Origin of the sequence: Rhodopirellula islandica (assembly GCF_001027925.1) — a bacterium.
GTDB lineage: Bacteria > Planctomycetota > Planctomycetia > Pirellulales > Pirellulaceae > Rhodopirellula > Rhodopirellula islandica.
In genome coordinates, this window is the sequence record NZ_LECT01000055.1 from 36,799 (window position 1) to 53,142 (window position 16,344).

Here is a 16,344-nt window from a genome sequence, read left to right on the forward strand (position 1 = left end):
ACCCGGACGGATACGCCGTAACGTTTCGCACTTGGAGACGATCGACGGTGCCACGGCCACCTCGTGCCGACGAAGCGGGCGGACTGCACCACGCCTTGAATCGCGGTCATCTACGAGCGGAGATCTTTCACAAGGACGCTGCTCGCTACCACACCCGTGGCATGAGCCATGTCTATCAGCAACGCGACAAGAGCTTTCCGATCCAGGATGACGAACACTTCTTTGTTGTCTGCCGGTACGTCGAACGCAATGCCTTGCGAGCGGGTCTGGCCAAGCGTGCTGAGGACTGGCGTTGGGGATCGCTTTGGAGGTGGCTTCAAAAGCTCGAACCCAACCCACGCCTGCTTTCGCCGTGGCCGTTGGGTCGGCTTGTGCGTTGGGTCGAGCGGGTCAACGAACCGCTCACGGACAACGAGTTGGCCGCGTGCCGGCTATCGGCGCAACGCGGCAAGCCGCTCGGTGACGAGGGCTGGGTTGAGTCGCTCGCCCGCCGCCTCAACCTCGAATCCACCATGCGGCCAAGGGGCCGAAAACGGGTTCGCTTTTCTGGACAACCCAACAAAGAGGCCTGAGCCTTTGATGTCCCTGTGTCTGCCGAAGCGGCTTGATCCGGCCTACTTGTTGACACGCAATCGACAGGTGCCCGCGATCGTCCGAACAACCGAGCGGCCAGCGATCCGCTTGGATTCATCGGGTTTCCTTCGAGTGATTGGCAGTGCGTTGGATTGATTTCACTTCGTTGTCACTGCCGAGATCCGTCACCGGACCGAGACTGGTGATGTGGTTGTCGCTGGACAGCTTTGCCAACACGACTGGGTTCTCTGTCTCGTTGGTGAGTGTGATGTCGGCGGCGCGATAGGTTTCAGGTGCGTGTTTTTCAAAATGAGTCTCGTGACCTTCCGGGACCTCCGGAAAGTCGACGCTCAAAAAGTCAAACCGCAACGCGTAGCCAACGATGATCGGACGTGGCGTTTCAGCCTTCGCTGCCTTCTGCCAGAGACGAATCGTGTGACGCCGGCCTTTGATGGCGGCCAATGGATGGTCGCCAAGCGAATGGGGTGCTGGAAGGACTTCCAAGTCGATCTGCTGCCCGGAATGCGAATCAGAATGGATGTACAGCAGAGGCCCATAGGCCGCATTCCCGCTGCAATTCTCAATCACCCCGCGACTGGGCAATGAATACCCCTGAATGACACAATCCAGCACTTGGCAATTGGTCACGGTCGCTTTCTTGGCCATGTAGAGTTTGATCCCGCCACGAGCTTTCTTGACCACGCAGTTGTCAACAATCATCTCGCCGGCACCCTTGTACGCACGGATGCCATCTTCCATGCAGTTGAGCATGTGGTCTCTCGGAATCGGCAGTCCACGGACTTCTTCCGGCCACTGCAACTGATAGTCAAATCGCTTCGCCAAGTCGCGTCGATGAAGTTCCGTGTAGCATTCGTTGCTGGGACGCACCGTGCCTTCGACGATTGTGTTCCGGACCGTTGTTCGATTGCCACCTTGAACAAAGATCGCGTGCCCGAACGCCTCCATCTTGATTTGACATCCGTCGACCACGGTGTTGTCACCGGTGATTTGAATACCGCAATGCTTCTTCAATCGCAGGACGGCTGCTCTACCGATGCCGAACATGTTGCCATACCCATACGGGTAGGAACCACGAATGGTCATCTTCATCCCGATCACCCGGTTGTTGTCACCAGAGATCACCATTTCATTCATCCCGCCAAACTTGCGACCGTGGTTGTAGCTTCCATAGTCCGTGACCTCCGTCGAACCGTCGGGATACGTGTCCTCAATGGTTCCGCCACGCAACGTGATTCCATTCCCGGTCAGTCGAAACAGGTTTCGCCCCGAAACCACATCCATGGGGACAATCAATTTGACGCCCGTCCATTCGACCGTGTTGTTGGAACCTGAAAATTCCAATCCGCGACGGTCGGTGATCCAGTACTCCCCAGGAGCCACCACGATTTGCTGATCATCCCCTTTCGCGACTCGTCGGAGTTCGTCGATTGAGTTCACACGAACGGTGGAGCCGGCAGCTTCCTCGCTCTTCGACCCAACGGGCAACAACTCGTGGACTTGAAAACCCGAGTAAACATGGTGCGTTCCGACCATCCGGAACCCAAAGAATCCTTCTCGATAAGTTGGAAAACGATCGGATTCAAAAGCTGAGCTCCGCGAGACACTTCCCCCATCCTCATCGTGGTCTTCGAACTCGACCAAGTCGCCTTGGCGGAATTGATAGACCAGCTTTCCATCCAAAATGTATTGAACCACATCGTCATAGGCGACCAATTGAACGGTCATCTTGCGGTTGGGCTGAATCAGATAACCAGGGTGATGGTCTTGGTCATTCAGTGCGACATGAGAAACGGCATCACCGTTCCGCGTTCGCGGGTAACGCCGCATCCGAGTCGTCGTGTTTTTGCGGCCTCCGCTGCTGGCATAGTAGCCATGCATCTTGTCGTAGTCGGTGAACTTGCCTGAGTAACGGGCGGGATCGAACAATCCCTGGTCGGGATCGTCCGGATCCGTCGCCATCCAAAACTGATTCAAATCTCGCGGTTCCACGCCAGGAATTGCGGGCTCATGGGTGGGGCAAACCACGTCGTAAGTGATCGCGATTCGGGTCGACAATTTGTGCTTGTACCAGACCGTGCAGCCTCGCCCCGGAACCAAACAATCCAACGTCTCATCGTTCGCCCGAACGGATGCCTCGGGAAACCCTTCGCGATCTTCGATCTGGACGACCCAGTCATCGAGGTTCTCAAAGTTGTCCTGCAGCAACAACTTTCCGACGCGAAAGTTCCCTACACCATGGCCAAGCACAACCGGCGACTGCTCGCTCGCCTGAGCCTTCGCCGATGAAGCAACCGCCTCTGCCAAACCTTGCTCTTCAGCGACGACGTGGCCACAAACCCAAAAGGCGGCAAAGAGGACCAACCAACGCGATGCAGCCATGGGGCGATTCACAAACATGGCTTGCGGAATAAGGCTGGAGGCAGAAATCGACAAACCCGAAATTGGTTGACCGTTCATTCGTTGGATCCTGTTTCAACTTTTGATTCGGTGTGTTCGGTGCGAACCCAGACGTCTCGATGGTACTCATTGTCCGACGAAGTGGGTTGCGAATCCAGCAACGTCGACAACCGCTCCCAATTTCCTTTCGCGATCAATAGGTCGGCCGCAGGACGTTTGACCATGGCGTAGCCCACCAAACGCTTCCACTTGCTGTGATTTCGATCGAGAAAGTAGCCCCGTGCGTCCGCAAAGTAATCTCGCTGGGGATGCCGACTCGGCAAATTCAAATCCAACGACTCGCTTTCAACAAAGTAGTAAGGATCGGGGGTGAAGATCCTTTGACCGGTTTCCGCCTGTTCGATCTCAAACACTGGCAACGCCCCCGACACCGGCTTTGCAAACAACTGGAACGTCGCTCCCTCTCGTGTGACCGTCGTCATCGGGCACTCAGACGCATTGAAGTTTAACAATCCATAGTCGACGTGGTCCACCAACGATTCCGCGCGTTTCATGGTCGCTGCTTTTTCTCCAACGACCAAGTAGCTGCGAAACCAAATGGTTGAACCAGGAACAATGCGAAGCTTAGGAATGATTTCACAAACGTCGTAGTTGCGAAAACTATTCTCCGGTCGAGTGGCCCAGTCTTTCCACGTGGTTTTGTAAAGCGGTTCGTTCGCACGCCAATCGCGATACAGCGAGTGTGTGAACTGGCAGTACGCTTCGCCGTTCGCTTTGCGTTCCAACTCGCGTTCCAGATGCTTGTCGCGTCCGTACACCAGCGCCAAACTCGGACTGTCATCCGCATCGGATTGGCACGAGAGGTTCCAACCTGCGGTCTCGCGGACATTCACCGTGCCGTATTCGCTCAGAAAGCCTTCTCGCTCGAGCAACGCTCCTTCCGGCGAAGACACATACCGCAGCGGTAGACTGCTGATGCGCGTGCCTCCCCAAGGTGCATTGAGGTGATCAAAAACGACGTCCTCTCGTTGACTGAAATTGTGCACCACCCAGGTCATCTCGATCACACCATCACCCACATCACGAATTTGAGTGTAGTAGAGCAAGGGCGATCGATGCACACTTCGGATTTGAGGGACCAACCCCCAATTCAACATTCGAATGGCACGAGCGTCTTCGTCGACCTCGTATGCCAGCAGAGGGCAGTAGAGTGACTTCAGCTCAGACGAATCGGGGATGTAGGCGCCCGAATTGTGAACAAAGAACGTGTCGCTCAACCCCAATTCTTTCAACCTGTTCTGGACCGCCTCCACCTCCGTCGATCGTTGCTCCGGCTGACCCCGATTGCTGGCCTGCGTCTGGATGCCGTTGTACTGAGTGCACACAGCAACAAATTGCCAAACCTCGTCGTTCCACGGCGACAACTTGCCACCGGGACTCCTCCAGGATGGCGGCACACTTTCGCCAAACGGTCCTCGCAACGAATAGATCTGACCGCCCTTTCCCATCCGCAGCTGAAACGAATCCGAAGGCGTTTGCTGGTGCTGCATTTCCACTTGAAAGACGGCCGCTTCATCGATCCGGTCGTCCCACACACTGGGACTGGGGGAATACTTTGATTCAAACCGAGTCTCGCCGCTGACCGATTCAGTCACAACGGTGGAGGCTGGAAACACATCCAACTTCGGTTCGACGGATCGGAGGCTTTGCGTTGTCCATTGCCGGTTTCGAAGTTGCGGTGGCCCAGGCAACGTCTCGTCCAACTGAGCTGAGACTGAATCCGCAACGCCGCAGCAAGCAACCACCAGAGCCAACAGCATGCAACGAATCGACACCCATTGAGAACGAAGACAGGACTTCATCGGATTGGTATTTGATGGGCAGGAAGGATGAGAACGGAGAGACTCAGACAGGGAGACATCATCGTCTCGCTAATTCGCAATCGCTCGTTTCGAATACGGTTCCGACGAATCCTTTCCAAATTTCATCGTCGGGAAACTGACCAGATATTGGTTCTCGTCGATCAGGTTGAAAACGAAGTGAGTCACATTTCCGGGCAACTCAACCTGCACACGATCACCTGCAATTTCAGCGGGCAACCGATACCATTCCTCGTATCGTTCGCCTCCATTGTCCGTGTAAATCAGATTGGCTTTCACCACCTTCGCCCCGTGCGTTCGAAACTTCACCCACACGATATTCCCATCCCGTCCATGATCCGACACCTCACAGACTTTGTCTTGATGGGGTAAGCGGCGCGAGCAAGTCGGGTTCAGAAATGGTGGACTCGCGGCCGTTTCATCCAGACGCCGTTGCAACGCTTCGTTCATGGCCGCTGCTTTCTCCGGCATTTCAGCCGCCAAATTGTTGGACTCCTCTATGTCCACGCGTTGGTTCCGCTTGTCGTAGAGACGATACAACTCCAGCGGATTGCTGCCGTCCTGCAACACATCGGACCAGTTCCGAATCAGCTTGTAGCCGCTCACGCGAAGGGTGGACTGCATCGACGAGTGCGGGAAATGCCAGAACATTGAATCGCGAGGACTGCCGTCGCGATCCACGATCAAAGACGCGTCTTTCGGATCAGAAGCAAGCAACGACGACAGGTCCGCTCCATCAAGACGCTGTTGTGTCGGTTGGGATGTTCCAGTCCACGCCAGGATCGTTGGATAGAAATCCAAACCGTTGACCATCGCATCCGATTCCGTTCCCGCTGCGATCCCAGGCCCGCGAATGATCAACGGCACACGGACGCCGCCTTCCTTGGCGTTGATCTTGCCTTTGTCCAGCGGGTAGTTGTCAGTGATGACCTCGCCCGGATGCCGCTCCATCCCGCCATTGTCCGAGGTGAAGATCACATACGTGTTTTCGATCAGTTTGTGCCCTGGCCAACGCGGGTCTTCGGTCGAATCGAGGTAACTCAGCACATTCCCCACGTAGTGGTCCAGCATTTCGACCATCGCGCCGTAGAACGGATTGCGTTGTCCTTCGAGTTCCCATTTCTCTGGATCCGTCGGAAACGGAACCTTCATCTTCTCGCAATACTTCCGCAACAACCTTTCCGATCGTGTGTGAATCGGTGCGTGCACCAAGTACGTCGCGTGATACAGAAAGAACGGTTCCGCTTTGGCTTCGTCCATGAACGACATCGCGTCCGTCACATTTTGATGGAACGGAAATCCGTCCTCATCCAATTGATAGGGGTCGTCGTCCGCTGCGGTCGCAAATCCAGTCAATCGGTTTGGTCGCATGGACCGAGTCACCCCACGTTCGGACCGAGTGAAATCGAACCCTTGATCCTCGGGTTGCGGAAATGCGAAGTGATTGATCGCGACATGCCACTTGCCCGCGTGTCCCGTCCGATACCCATTTCCTTGCAGCGCTTCGGCGATCGTGACTTCGCTCAGCTTCATTCGACCGCTGTACCAGGGCGAAATCAGGGTCGAGTTCTTGGTGTGCGGCGACGGGGGGGCACCTCCGACGACGTGCGTCTTCTGTGTCTTTGCCGGGTGCTTGCCCGACAAAATGGCCGCTCGCGAGGGTGCGCATGTCGGTGCCGGCGAGTACGCTTGTCGGAACAAGACGCCCTGCTGACTCAGCCGATCGATGTTGGGTGTCTCATAGGGACACGGTTCGTCGATGTCGTAACAACCGACGTCCTGCCATCCCAAATCATCGGCCAGCAGCAACACAACGTTCGGCTTCTCGGGACGCTCTTGCGAGAAAGCTGAAGCAGCCCAGCCCACCGCATAGAAGAAGGTGCACGTGGCCAATGCCTGAAATGTCAGGAAGCGAGACATGAGGGTTCACCGCAGATGGGGAGGGAGATGGAGGGGATACCTTGTCGGATCTCAACGGTTGCAGACGACGAACGCCCTGAGCTCACCGCGTTTGAACCTGCAATTCTTGGAAGGCGGTATTTTCACCTCGTTGGGTGACGGGTTGGACCTTCCAAACGATCCAGCGAAAGCGGCCGAGCGTGTGACCGTCCTTGGATCGCAACCCAACCGAGTTGAACCTGCCGTGTTTCCGGCTCGTTGTGTCGACCGACACGAGCGGGGTGAATCGGGACCGATCCTCAACGTTCCATCCGGGATCCGATGCCGAATCGCTCGCATACAAAGTGAGTTTCTGTGCTCCCCTGACACCGTTTCGATCCGTGGACCAACTCACAATCGACACCACACTTTGAACGGTTCCCAGATCCAATCGATACGCACCGGAGTCGACTCCGTTTGCAAACACCGGGCCATAGCCTTCTTCCAATTTGCCATCCGTGAGCGACGGAAGCGGTGCGTCACGAACAGGATGATTGGCATTCACCTTCGCATCCGCGGGCGCCTCCTGGTGGGCTTGTTCGATTGCGGCAGGTGATTCAAAGCTTTCAAGAACGACAGAGGGAGCCGAATCGGTCACCACGTCGATCACTCGCTGTTCGCGGACGACCTTCAGTCGCAAGGTCGAACCGCTCGCACCTTGAAATTCCGCCAACAAATCCGAGCCCTTGCCAACTCGTTTGCCATTGAGTCCTTGGATCACGTCCCCCTCTTGCAAACCGGCCTTCGCCGCCAAGCTTGAGGGAGCAACCGCCGACAACGCAACGCCGCCCTCTTCTTTGGCAACGCCGTACGCCGAGAACTCTTCCCCCTTCAAGTCATCCAGCTTCGCCCCCAGCCAGTAGATCGATTGTGGGCGCGTCACACGCCCGCTGTCCGAACGAGGTTTGTTGAGCGAGTTTTTGACGTCCAATGCCGGAATCACAGGCGTCTTCGCGATCTTTTTCAGCGAAGGCTTCTGCACACCAAACTGGTCCATCGGAAAGTTCTTGAACCCAATTTTCAAAGCGGGAGAATCGTCCTCGACGCGAAAATCGCCCTTTGCCGGATCGATGAATTTTGGATCCGCCACGATCGAATTCACATCCCAACCGAAACTCGCATAGCGATTTTTTATCTCAGGAGCGTTGGCAAAGTACAGGTTGCCGTCGACTCGTTTTCCCTTGGCCGTTTTGGTTGGCATCCGTGCTCCTTGCGGTGCCGCCATGAAGATGTTGCCGAAGACTTCGTCGCCGCTGTCGTTGTACCAAACGTGCGGGTGCAATCCGTTGTTGAGCGTGATGTTGTTCCACGCCCGGCGCCGGAACCCTTCTCGCAACTTCAGACCACCGGCCAACATCAAATTGTTGGTGATGTCGTAGTTCGATGAGCCATCGTCCAGGTCGATGTCCCAGCCATGATCGCATCGCCAGCGACTGTTTCGAATCACGGTGGTTTCGACCGCATCCAGAAACGGAAAGCTCGGTTCGGCGTCGATGACCTTTTGGCTGGCACCACGATCACTGCTCCAGTAGCGATCGCGTCCCCAGGAGTTGAAGGACCCGTGGTCATGCGTTTCCTGGACCGTGTCAAAGACATCACAGCCTTCGATCAAGTGGCCACCCCAAGCCCCATCGCCGATGTTGATTCCTGCTCGAGCACAATCGTAGATCGAGCAGTCACGGACGGTGATGTGCTGTGCCATTTCAATCTGCACGCCAGCGGGCTGCCGTTCGACTCGGCCGATTCCATGAATCAAGCAATCTTCGACCACACAATCCGCCGGGTAGTTGTTGGTCTTTGGACCTGGCGTCCGGTCCACCTTCGTCAAATCATTTTTGTGACCGTACTGGAACAAAGGATCTCGCACCGCGTCGGGATCTCCCACCAAGCAAACCCCGCTGGCACCTGCATCGTGAATGTGACAACCGGAGATCCGCGCCCGGCGGTTGTAGTGGTTCACAAAGATCGCGTTGCCGCCGACCTGATCGAACTCCGAATTGGCAATCGCGACATCCTCGGTTCCGGTCAGCACCACGGCACCGCCGCGATAGATCGTCCAGTCCGAACGCAGCATCGGTTCTTTGGTTTCCATGAACGTGCGGGCGGAATGGCGGAAGACAAAACCGTTCAGCGTGATGTGTCGAACGGGAAGTTGCTCGGTGCCTTGGAACTCGATCAAGTGTCGCAACCGAACGACTTCAATCTTGGCCGCCTTCAAGTCCACCGCTGGGCCAGGGTAAAAATACAACGTGTTCGTTTTCGCGTTGTGGTACCACTCGCCGGGTGCATCCAGTTCTTCGAAGATGTTCTCAACCATCCGTTGGTCCGCGTGCATGCCAGATGGCCGGTTGTTTTGCCAACCGCCTTCGAAGGTCACGTTGCCATCCGAATCTTTGCCAGTGATCCGGTAGTGATACCCGCCCCAACGAGCCCGATGCATGGCGTGAATGAAACCACCACTTGGGTCACTCCACCGTGCCGCACGCTCCTTTGAAAACGCGTCCGCAACGCGGCCTTGATACGCTTGCGTCGTCTTGGATGGATCGTAGTTGGGATAGCGGGCCATGCGTTGCAGTTGGCCGCCCACGAACAGTTGGTCAATCACCAGCCCGGGTGTCGTGTTGGCTTGCACAATGCCATCACGAAACGGTTGCCAGTTCAACTCAAGCCGTGAGCCGCCACTCAAGATTGCCTGACCTTCGTTCACGGCGCGATAAACCACCGGATGTTCCGCCGATCCCGAATCGCCCGATTCAAACATCAACGTTTGTGGCAGATGGTGCACACCATCGCCGATCCAAACGGTCACGTTTTCTTTCCCCACCGAAGGCCGGGCGATCTCGCGCGCACGCTCGACCGAAGCGACCGGCGCCGACTGAGAGCCATCGTTGGCGTCGTCACCTTGCAAGTCGACATACACATCGAGTGCGTTTGCCGACTGCATTCCCAATGACAGCAACGTCAACGTGAGAAACGTTCGCGACAGCCCCAAAGCTGCCCGAGAGATTCGCGACCGAGAAGATTGCATCATGATTTTCAATGAGAAAGGATTCCGCCGAGCAAGCACCATGATCCAACCACCTCAAAACTCGACAGGCCAATGCGACGCCCTGGAAATGATTTGCGACACACAAAGACAAGAACGCGGCCACAAACGAACGCTACCGGACCACTGTTCCACCCAAGCATACCAGCCACGTCTCCAAGATTCCTGCCTTTCCACTCTCCCCGATGGAGCCACCCGACAGCTTCCGGCGGACCGCTATACTCTCGGCGAACGCTGCGTTTCCCGTGTTCCTCGATGTTTTCCCTGTTTCCCAATCGAGTGAATCCACACGACGATTTTTCGCAATCGAACGAGGGCCGTCCCCATCGACAATTCGCTAGGCGAGGGTGTTTACTTCGCACCCCATTCGTACCCCGGTTTCATCCGTCGCTTGTTCGCGATGATGGTTGACGGAGCGATTTTGACGCTTGTCGGGATCGCGAATTGGATCCTGCTGGCGCTGCTGTTCTACGTCCTGGAAACCAACCGAAGTCCAGAGACGCTCCACTTGGCAATTTGGGTCACAATCATCTGGATCTACATGACGGTGATCAAACGTTCCTGGCTTCGCACGATCGGGTACCGATTGGCAGGTCTCCGAATCGTTGACACGCGCGGATCGCGACCGTCGCTGACCAGGATGACGCTTCGAATGCTGATGTGGATCTTTGGCCCCTTCAATTTCATCCTTGATCTGATTTGGTTGGGAGCCGACTCCGAACAACAATCGTTGCGTGACTGCTACTGCAGCACTTATGTCGTGCTTGCCACAGCACAACCGGAAGGCACCGCGCCCGTCCACCTGACCCGCTACTTCGCCGCTGGAATGGCTCCGTCTTACCCCCGCGTTGTGCGCCCCCGGAAAGTTTCATGAACGGTCTTCTGATTCGCGATTTGACCATCGAGGACTCTGCCGCGGTCGTCGAGTTGAACGAGGCTGTTGTTGCACTCACTAGCCCCATGGATGCGGAACGATTTGCAACGCTGCACGCCCTCAGCAGCCTGAAACTCGCGGCGGAAATCGATGGTCGGCTGGCCGGATTCCTGCTCGCGATACCTGCCGGCGCGGCATACGACAACGGCAACTTTCAATGGTTCTCAGAACGCCACGATCACTTTGTCTACATCGATCGGGTCGTGGTCTCGAATGAGTTCCGAGGCCTTGGCATCGGCCGCGTGCTGTATTCACGAGCGTTCGACGAGGCCAAACGTCTGGGTGCGTTGAATATCTGTGCGGAAATCGATTTCGAACCAGCCAATCAACCATCCCTCCGTTTCCACGAATCGGCTCATTTCGTCGCGATCGGGACTCGCCTGCTGGACAGTGGAAAAACAGTCTCGATGCAAATTCGATCGCTCACTGACTGACATCACTCTACCGACCGATCTCGGAACAACACGACAGCCTTCGCAGTGGAGAAACCGACATGACCGCCCTTCGAATCCTCCTTGCTTTCCTCTGGACTTGCTCGTCGTGGAATCTCCTTGTGAGCGTCGAACCACTTGCGGCACAAGAGACCACATTGATTCCGCCTGACACCTTGAAATCCCAAATGGATCAGGCCTGGGAAGTCACCTGGGGCAGATTCTTCCAAGAGGACGTGCAGACATTTGCTGACTATCTCAGCAGCTATGAACCAGGGCAAGAACTCGCACACCTGCCCACCGCCGAGGAGGTCCAACGCCAGTACCCCAACCCATGTGGCTACAGCACGGGGATGGAAGACGGCATGATTTTGGGTGGCGCCATGCTCAGCATCCTTGCGGACAAGTACGCGGTGACGAACGACGACACCCTGCGAGAAACAGCGAAGCAAGTGTTCCGCGGCGTGCACCTCTGCGCCACCGTGCACGGCGTTCCCGGGTTCCTTGCCCGAAACGTCTGCGCCGAAGATCGCAAGAGCGTCTACATCAACTCCTCTCGAGACCAATACACCCACGGCGTGCACGGGCTTTGGAAATACTATCGAAGTCCGCTCTCAGAGGAAGCGACACGATCAGAAATTCGCGAACTCCTCGCCGCGGTCGCGGATCGAATGACCGAGTTCGCCACGCCGGAGAACGATTTCGATTTTTGCCGCGCCGATGGACAACGGTGTCCGCTGGGCATCTGCCGGATGTGGAATGTGCAAGCTCACGAGGCCGCCCGACTGCCCATGATCTACGCCGCCGCCTGGGATGTCACCCAAGACGGAAAGTATCGCCAACTATGGCGGCGTTACGTCGCCGAGGCGGTGAAGCAATCCGCCAATCCCGACCAAAACACACCCGCGTATGCGATCTTGCAAATGCAGTGTTCCCTGGAACTGCTGCATCAGTTGGAACCAGATCCAAAGCTAAAATCGCAAATCCAAGACGTGATGCAACACCTGGCAAGCATCGCGGAAGAACGTTCGGCTCGCGTCGCAGTCCAACTCACGCACAAGACCGCGGAAGAAATGAAAATGCTGGGGCCGGACTGGCGTCACGTCGACCGCTGGATCAACCAGAACGAATATGCCAACCCGCAGTGGGGAAAATACCGAGAGGTGTGGCAGCTCACACGCGAAGCCGGTGAAGCGGCCATGGTGCCATTGATGGTGGAAGCCCCGATCCTGACCTCTGAACAAAAGCAACGGTTGCGGGACCTGATCCGGAACACCGATTACTCGCACAACTCCAGTTGCGGGATCATTTATCACCAGGGTGCTTACTGGAAATCCCGCTTGACCAACAACCTCTGACTGGAGCGAAATGCTCTTTGTCAACACGACTCGAAAGATTCGAAAAGCGGCACAGCGAATCCATCCGACTCGTCGCGTCATGAAACGAACGGATCATCGAGAGTGAAGCGTTTGCGGCTCTTCGCAGGCCCGAATGGTTCAGGTAAGTCGACGATCAAAAACAATCCTGCTATTCAACCAGAGTGGTTAGAAGTACAGGTCAATCACGACGAAATTGAACTGGAACTCCGGACTGCAGGATTCATTGATCTCAGTTGCATCGGCATCGAAATAACTCCCGATGAGTTGAACGTTGGATATCAGTCATCCAATCACTGGGGAATCCGCGAATTGGACAGCAAAACAACTTTCGAAGTGGGGCCACCAAACCATCTTTTCTTTCGCACTTCCAATCTCACATCCTACCACGCGTCATGGATCGCTGGGTATTTTCGCGACCGCTTGATCCTTGAAGGAAAATCACTCGCGACCGAGTCGGTCATGTCCCATCACTCCAAGATTGAGTTGCTTCAACAAACCGAACGAGCTGGCTACCGAAACTACCTCTACTTTGTTGCTACATCTGACGAAGAAATCAACTTGGACCAAGTTCGACTTCGGGTTGCACACGGTGGGCACGACGTGCCGGAACAAAAGATCCGAGAACGCTAAGCAGGTCGGCAGGAGTCTTTCGGCATTTGGACTGTTTCGGTAAGCGTCGTTGCTCCCACGTACAACCGGGGCGAACGCCCAAACGGCTCACATGATGATGCCCGATCATTCCTGCCGACCTGCTTACCATCGCTCCATCGCATTGCTTGGGAAAGCACTGCACCACGTCTATCGCGGTTACGTTTTTGACAACTCGGGAGCAGAGCCCGAACTGATTGCCGAACGAACCCCACAAGGCACCGTTGAATTGCGATCGCGTACCATTCCACAATGGTTTGCTGATGCGGTTTGGAACCAGTCGACTTCCGACAAAATCTGCTCCTTGAGCAACCATTCCTGACGGACGGCCTTCCTATCATTCATCCCTGAGGCTGGAGAAGAACTCGGCACTTGGTGATTCGGGTAGCGAGGCTTTCCAATCTGCCAACTGCTTCGACAGCTTCGAGACAACATCCGCTTGCGAGTCTTTCAAATCAGTTGACTCGTAGGGGTCGGACACAATGTCATACAACTCCACGTAGCTCGAATCTTCGTTTGCCAACAGCTTCCAAGATTCATGCACCACGCAGAAAGACGCCCAGTGATGCGGACGAGATTTCGTGGCCGGCCAACGAGCCCCGATCTTCCAGAACAAGGGCTTGGAACGGCCGGACGTTGCTTCGCCTTGCAAAGACGCGACCTGACTGACCCCGTCGGCAACATACGTTTCCGGCAGGTCGACTCCCCCAACCTCGCAAAACGTGGGCAAGAGGTCGACGGCGCTGATCATGACAGAATCATTTGACTCCCCCGACGCGACGTGCCCAGGCCAACGGACGATGAACGGCACGTTGACACCGCCTTCGAACAGCGACGCCTTGTACCCTTTCCGCCCCGCCGTGATTCCTTTGGCAGCGCCGATGCCAAACCCGGCTCCGGTCGCGGTGTCGTAACTCAGTTCCAACTTCGAGTTGGCCGATCCACGCGCGGGACCGTTGTCGGAACTGAAAATGACCAATGTCTCCTCGGTGAGTTCCAACCGGTCCAAGGCGTCCAAGACTTCGCCGATTCGATCGTCTGCGTGCGACAACACCGCGGCATAAATCTCATCGGCATCACTCAATCCGAGCTCACGAAAACGCCAGCGGTACTTTGGAATCACGTGGAACGGTGTGTGCGGTTCATGAATCCATAAGTTCACGAAGAACGGCTTGCCCTCGGATTGCGCCGCTTCGATGAACCGAATCGTCTCGACCGCATCTTCGTGCACCGGCATCTGCTCGCCCGAGCAATTGAACGCACCGTACTGATCGTATCCGTAAGCCGCCGGTGTGGGCGAATCAGGAATCATGTCGTTGGACAGGTGCCATTTGCCGAAGTGCGCTGTTCGGTAGCCACCCGATTGCAGCAACCTCGGCAGCGTCACCGCGCTGGGATCCAACCAATCCGGCATGTTCCGCTTCGCGTTGCTGGGCACCCAAGCGAAGTGCCCATCAATGTTATGACGTGCCGGAAAGTGTCCCGTCATCACCGCCGTTCGACTCGGTGAACAAACACCGCTGGCAACCGTGAAGCGTTGAAAATCCGTTCCCTCGCGAGCCAAGCGATCGATGTTTGGCGTTTGAACATACGGATGCCCATGACAAGACAGATCGCCCCACCCCCAGTCATCCGCGAAAATGAACAAGATGTTTGGCTTGCTCGGTTGCTCAACCGCGGAGGAACCTTCCGCGGCGGACACCTTCCGTTCCGCCATGGCAACGCCACCGAAAATCAACATCCCCACAACCAGGCAACTGAGCCACTTCATTCGTCCACCGACAACCGTTTGATTCCACATTTGATTTTGTTCCGACCCCTGAGTGTGTGATTGTTTCGAACCAGTCAAACGGACTGGCCCCCGCCGTGGAGTTCACAACCGAGACTCACGACACGCTAATCCATCTCGCCGCCCAATGCATCAACCTCGCGAAACGACGCGAGTCGCAAATGGGTTTCGCCGCGACGCAAACCTTGCTCGATCTCCCTCGATACAGACCCAAAATGCCCCTGGTGAAAACCCCGCCGGCACTCCAGATGAGCCATGCCAAACTCAAGCAATCCGATGGCCAGCCAAGCAGAAGCGGCATTCCATCGCTATCACACCCCGCTGGTGCGATGGATCCGAAACCATGAACATGCCCCGGCAGCGAATTTTTCGTCGCAGTGCCTGGCATGCCTTCGAAACGGATAACCTCGAGGGTGGCGACTTCCGCGTCTGACAAAACTTCGGACCGCTGCACGGACGCAAGTTTATTTCTCCCCCACACACGAACCTCGCATGACCACTCCATCCAACCTGGAAACGATGCTGGAACTGTCTCACTTTCTGGGGGACGAACAGCGTCATCTCGCGATCCTGGGCGAGGGCAACACGTCTACAAAGGTCGATGACGAAATCTTCCTCGTCAAAGCCAGTGGCAGTTGCTTGCAAACACTCTCACCCGACGACACGGTCGCGTGCCGTTTCGATGCGTTGCTGCCAACGCTGAAGGAACAACGACTCAGCGACGAGGAGATTGAACAGCGATTGCTGGCGAGTCGCGTTGACCCCACCGCGAAGAAACCCTCCATCGAGACGCTCTTTCACGCGTACCTTTTGTCATTGCCTGAAATTGCGTTTGTCGGTCACACGCACAGCATTGCCATCAACCAAATCTTGTGTTCACCAATGGCAGAAACCTTCGCCAAACGCCGCTTGTTTCCAGATGAAGTGGTGTGCTGCGGCGCCCGTTCGGTGCTGGTGCCCTACGTCGATCCAGGATTGAGGCTGTCACTGGAAATTCGCGAAAAGACAGAGGCCTTCCAGAAAGAAACGGGCGCTCTGCCACGGATCATCCTGCTGCAGAACCACGGCGTGATCGCGATCGGAAAGACAGCCGGCGCTGTCAAGGCAGCCATGCTGATGGCCCACAAAGCCGCCACCATTTTCGTGGGGGCGGCATCGCTCGGCGGACCAACGTTCATGAGCGAACACGACGTCCTCCGAATCGCCGGACGAACCGATGAACACTACCGACAAAAGGCTCTGCAACTTTGAGCCTTGGACGGACGGCGCAAGCGTGAACCAACCTGAACCGAACCAAAAGGGCTCAAC

Annotated in this window: 12 protein-coding genes; 7 read left to right on the top strand and 5 right to left on the bottom strand. The window is 56.1% G+C overall.

The features are described 5' to 3' along the window. The first annotated feature begins 47 nt into the window (after positions 1-47). Positions 48-572 (top strand): hypothetical protein, encoded by a 525-nt coding sequence (locus tag RISK_RS27220; RefSeq protein ID WP_047817493.1) that lies wholly within the window; start codon positions 48-50, stop codon positions 570-572. 115 nt (positions 573-687) lie between these two features. Here the strand turns inward: RISK_RS27220 and RISK_RS27225 are convergent, their stop codons facing one another. The 4 genes from RISK_RS27225 to RISK_RS27240 all read right to left on the bottom strand — a co-directional run bounded on the left by RISK_RS27225 (position 688) and on the right by RISK_RS27240 (position 9,840). Then, positions 688-2,973, bottom strand: a complete 2,286-nt coding sequence (locus tag RISK_RS27225; RefSeq protein WP_083435211.1) for a right-handed parallel beta-helix repeat-containing protein — start codon at positions 2,971-2,973, stop codon at positions 688-690. 74 nt (positions 2,974-3,047) lie between these two features. Continuing rightward, on the bottom strand, positions 3,048-4,811 hold the full coding sequence (locus RISK_RS27230) for a hypothetical protein (RefSeq protein ID WP_236696762.1): 1,764 nt from the start codon (positions 4,809-4,811) through the stop codon (positions 3,048-3,050). A 111-nt stretch (positions 4,812-4,922) separates the two neighbouring features. Next, entirely contained in the window at positions 4,923-6,791 is a 1,869-nt protein-coding gene (locus RISK_RS27235; RefSeq protein ID WP_047817494.1) for a sulfatase, read from the bottom strand. Positions 6,792-6,873: 82 nt separating this feature from the next. Beyond that, positions 6,874-9,840, bottom strand: coding sequence for a PDZ domain-containing protein (locus RISK_RS27240; protein ID WP_236696763.1), 2,967 nt, complete (start codon positions 9,838-9,840; stop codon positions 6,874-6,876). A 397-nt stretch (positions 9,841-10,237) separates the two neighbouring features. Between RISK_RS27240 and RISK_RS27245 the strand changes: the two genes are divergently transcribed. The 5 genes from RISK_RS27245 (at position 10,238) to RISK_RS27265 (ending at position 13,569) form a co-directional block, all read left to right on the top strand. Continuing rightward, complete coding sequence (locus RISK_RS27245; protein ID WP_261340238.1) at positions 10,238-10,729, top strand: RDD family protein; 492 nt, start codon at positions 10,238-10,240, stop codon at positions 10,727-10,729. Further along, positions 10,726-11,223 carry a GNAT family N-acetyltransferase gene (locus tag RISK_RS27250; RefSeq protein WP_047817496.1) on the top strand — a complete coding sequence of 166 codons (498 nt, stop codon included), beginning with the start codon at positions 10,726-10,728 and terminating at the stop codon, positions 11,221-11,223. Before RISK_RS27245 ends, RISK_RS27250 begins: the two co-directional genes overlap by 4 nt. A 119-nt stretch (positions 11,224-11,342) precedes the next feature. Continuing rightward, the gene (locus RISK_RS27255; RefSeq protein ID WP_236696764.1) at positions 11,343-12,578 is read left to right on the top strand and encodes a hypothetical protein; all 1,236 of its coding nucleotides are present in this window, start codon (positions 11,343-11,345) and stop codon (positions 12,576-12,578) included. 480 nt (positions 12,579-13,058) lie between these two features. Next, positions 13,059-13,229, top strand: a complete 171-nt coding sequence (locus RISK_RS33310) for a hypothetical protein (protein ID WP_236696765.1) — start codon at positions 13,059-13,061, stop codon at positions 13,227-13,229. 91 nt (positions 13,230-13,320) lie between these two features. Beyond that, the gene (locus RISK_RS27265; protein ID WP_236696766.1) at positions 13,321-13,569 is read left to right on the top strand and encodes a hypothetical protein; all 249 of its coding nucleotides are present in this window, start codon (positions 13,321-13,323) and stop codon (positions 13,567-13,569) included. A 15-nt stretch (positions 13,570-13,584) separates the two neighbouring features. Here RISK_RS27265 and RISK_RS27270 read toward each other — a convergent pair whose 3' ends face one another. Further along, positions 13,585-14,964, bottom strand: a complete 1,380-nt coding sequence (locus RISK_RS27270) for a sulfatase family protein (RefSeq protein ID WP_236696787.1) — start codon at positions 14,962-14,964, stop codon at positions 13,585-13,587. Between the two features lie 564 nt (positions 14,965-15,528). Here RISK_RS27270 and RISK_RS27280 point away from each other — a divergent pair. Then, positions 15,529-16,287 carry a class II aldolase/adducin family protein gene (locus tag RISK_RS27280; RefSeq protein WP_047817499.1) on the top strand — a complete coding sequence of 253 codons (759 nt, stop codon included), beginning with the start codon at positions 15,529-15,531 and terminating at the stop codon, positions 16,285-16,287. The last annotated feature ends 57 nt before the right edge of the window (positions 16,288-16,344 follow it).

Coding starts and splice junctions, on each gene's coding strand:
- RISK_RS27225 (WP_083435211.1), bottom strand. CDS start 2,973: ATGGCTGCATCGCGTTGGTTGGTCCTCTTTGCCGCCTTTTGGGTTTGT.
- RISK_RS27230 (WP_236696762.1), bottom strand. CDS start 4,811: ATGCTGTTGGCTCTGGTGGTTGCTTGCTGCGGCGTTGCGGATTCAGTC.
- RISK_RS27235 (WP_047817494.1), bottom strand. CDS start 6,791: ATGTCTCGCTTCCTGACATTTCAGGCATTGGCCACGTGCACCTTCTTC.
- RISK_RS27240 (WP_236696763.1), bottom strand. CDS start 9,840: ATGATGCAATCTTCTCGGTCGCGAATCTCTCGGGCAGCTTTGGGGCTG.
- RISK_RS27250 (WP_047817496.1), top strand. CDS start 10,726: ATGAACGGTCTTCTGATTCGCGATTTGACCATCGAGGACTCTGCCGCG.
- RISK_RS33310 (WP_236696765.1), top strand. CDS start 13,059: ATGTCCCATCACTCCAAGATTGAGTTGCTTCAACAAACCGAACGAGCT.
- RISK_RS27265 (WP_236696766.1), top strand. CDS start 13,321: ATGATGATGCCCGATCATTCCTGCCGACCTGCTTACCATCGCTCCATC.
- RISK_RS27270 (WP_236696787.1), bottom strand. CDS start 14,964: ATGGCGGAACGGAAGGTGTCCGCCGCGGAAGGTTCCTCCGCGGTTGAG.
- RISK_RS27280 (WP_047817499.1), top strand. CDS start 15,529: ATGACCACTCCATCCAACCTGGAAACGATGCTGGAACTGTCTCACTTT.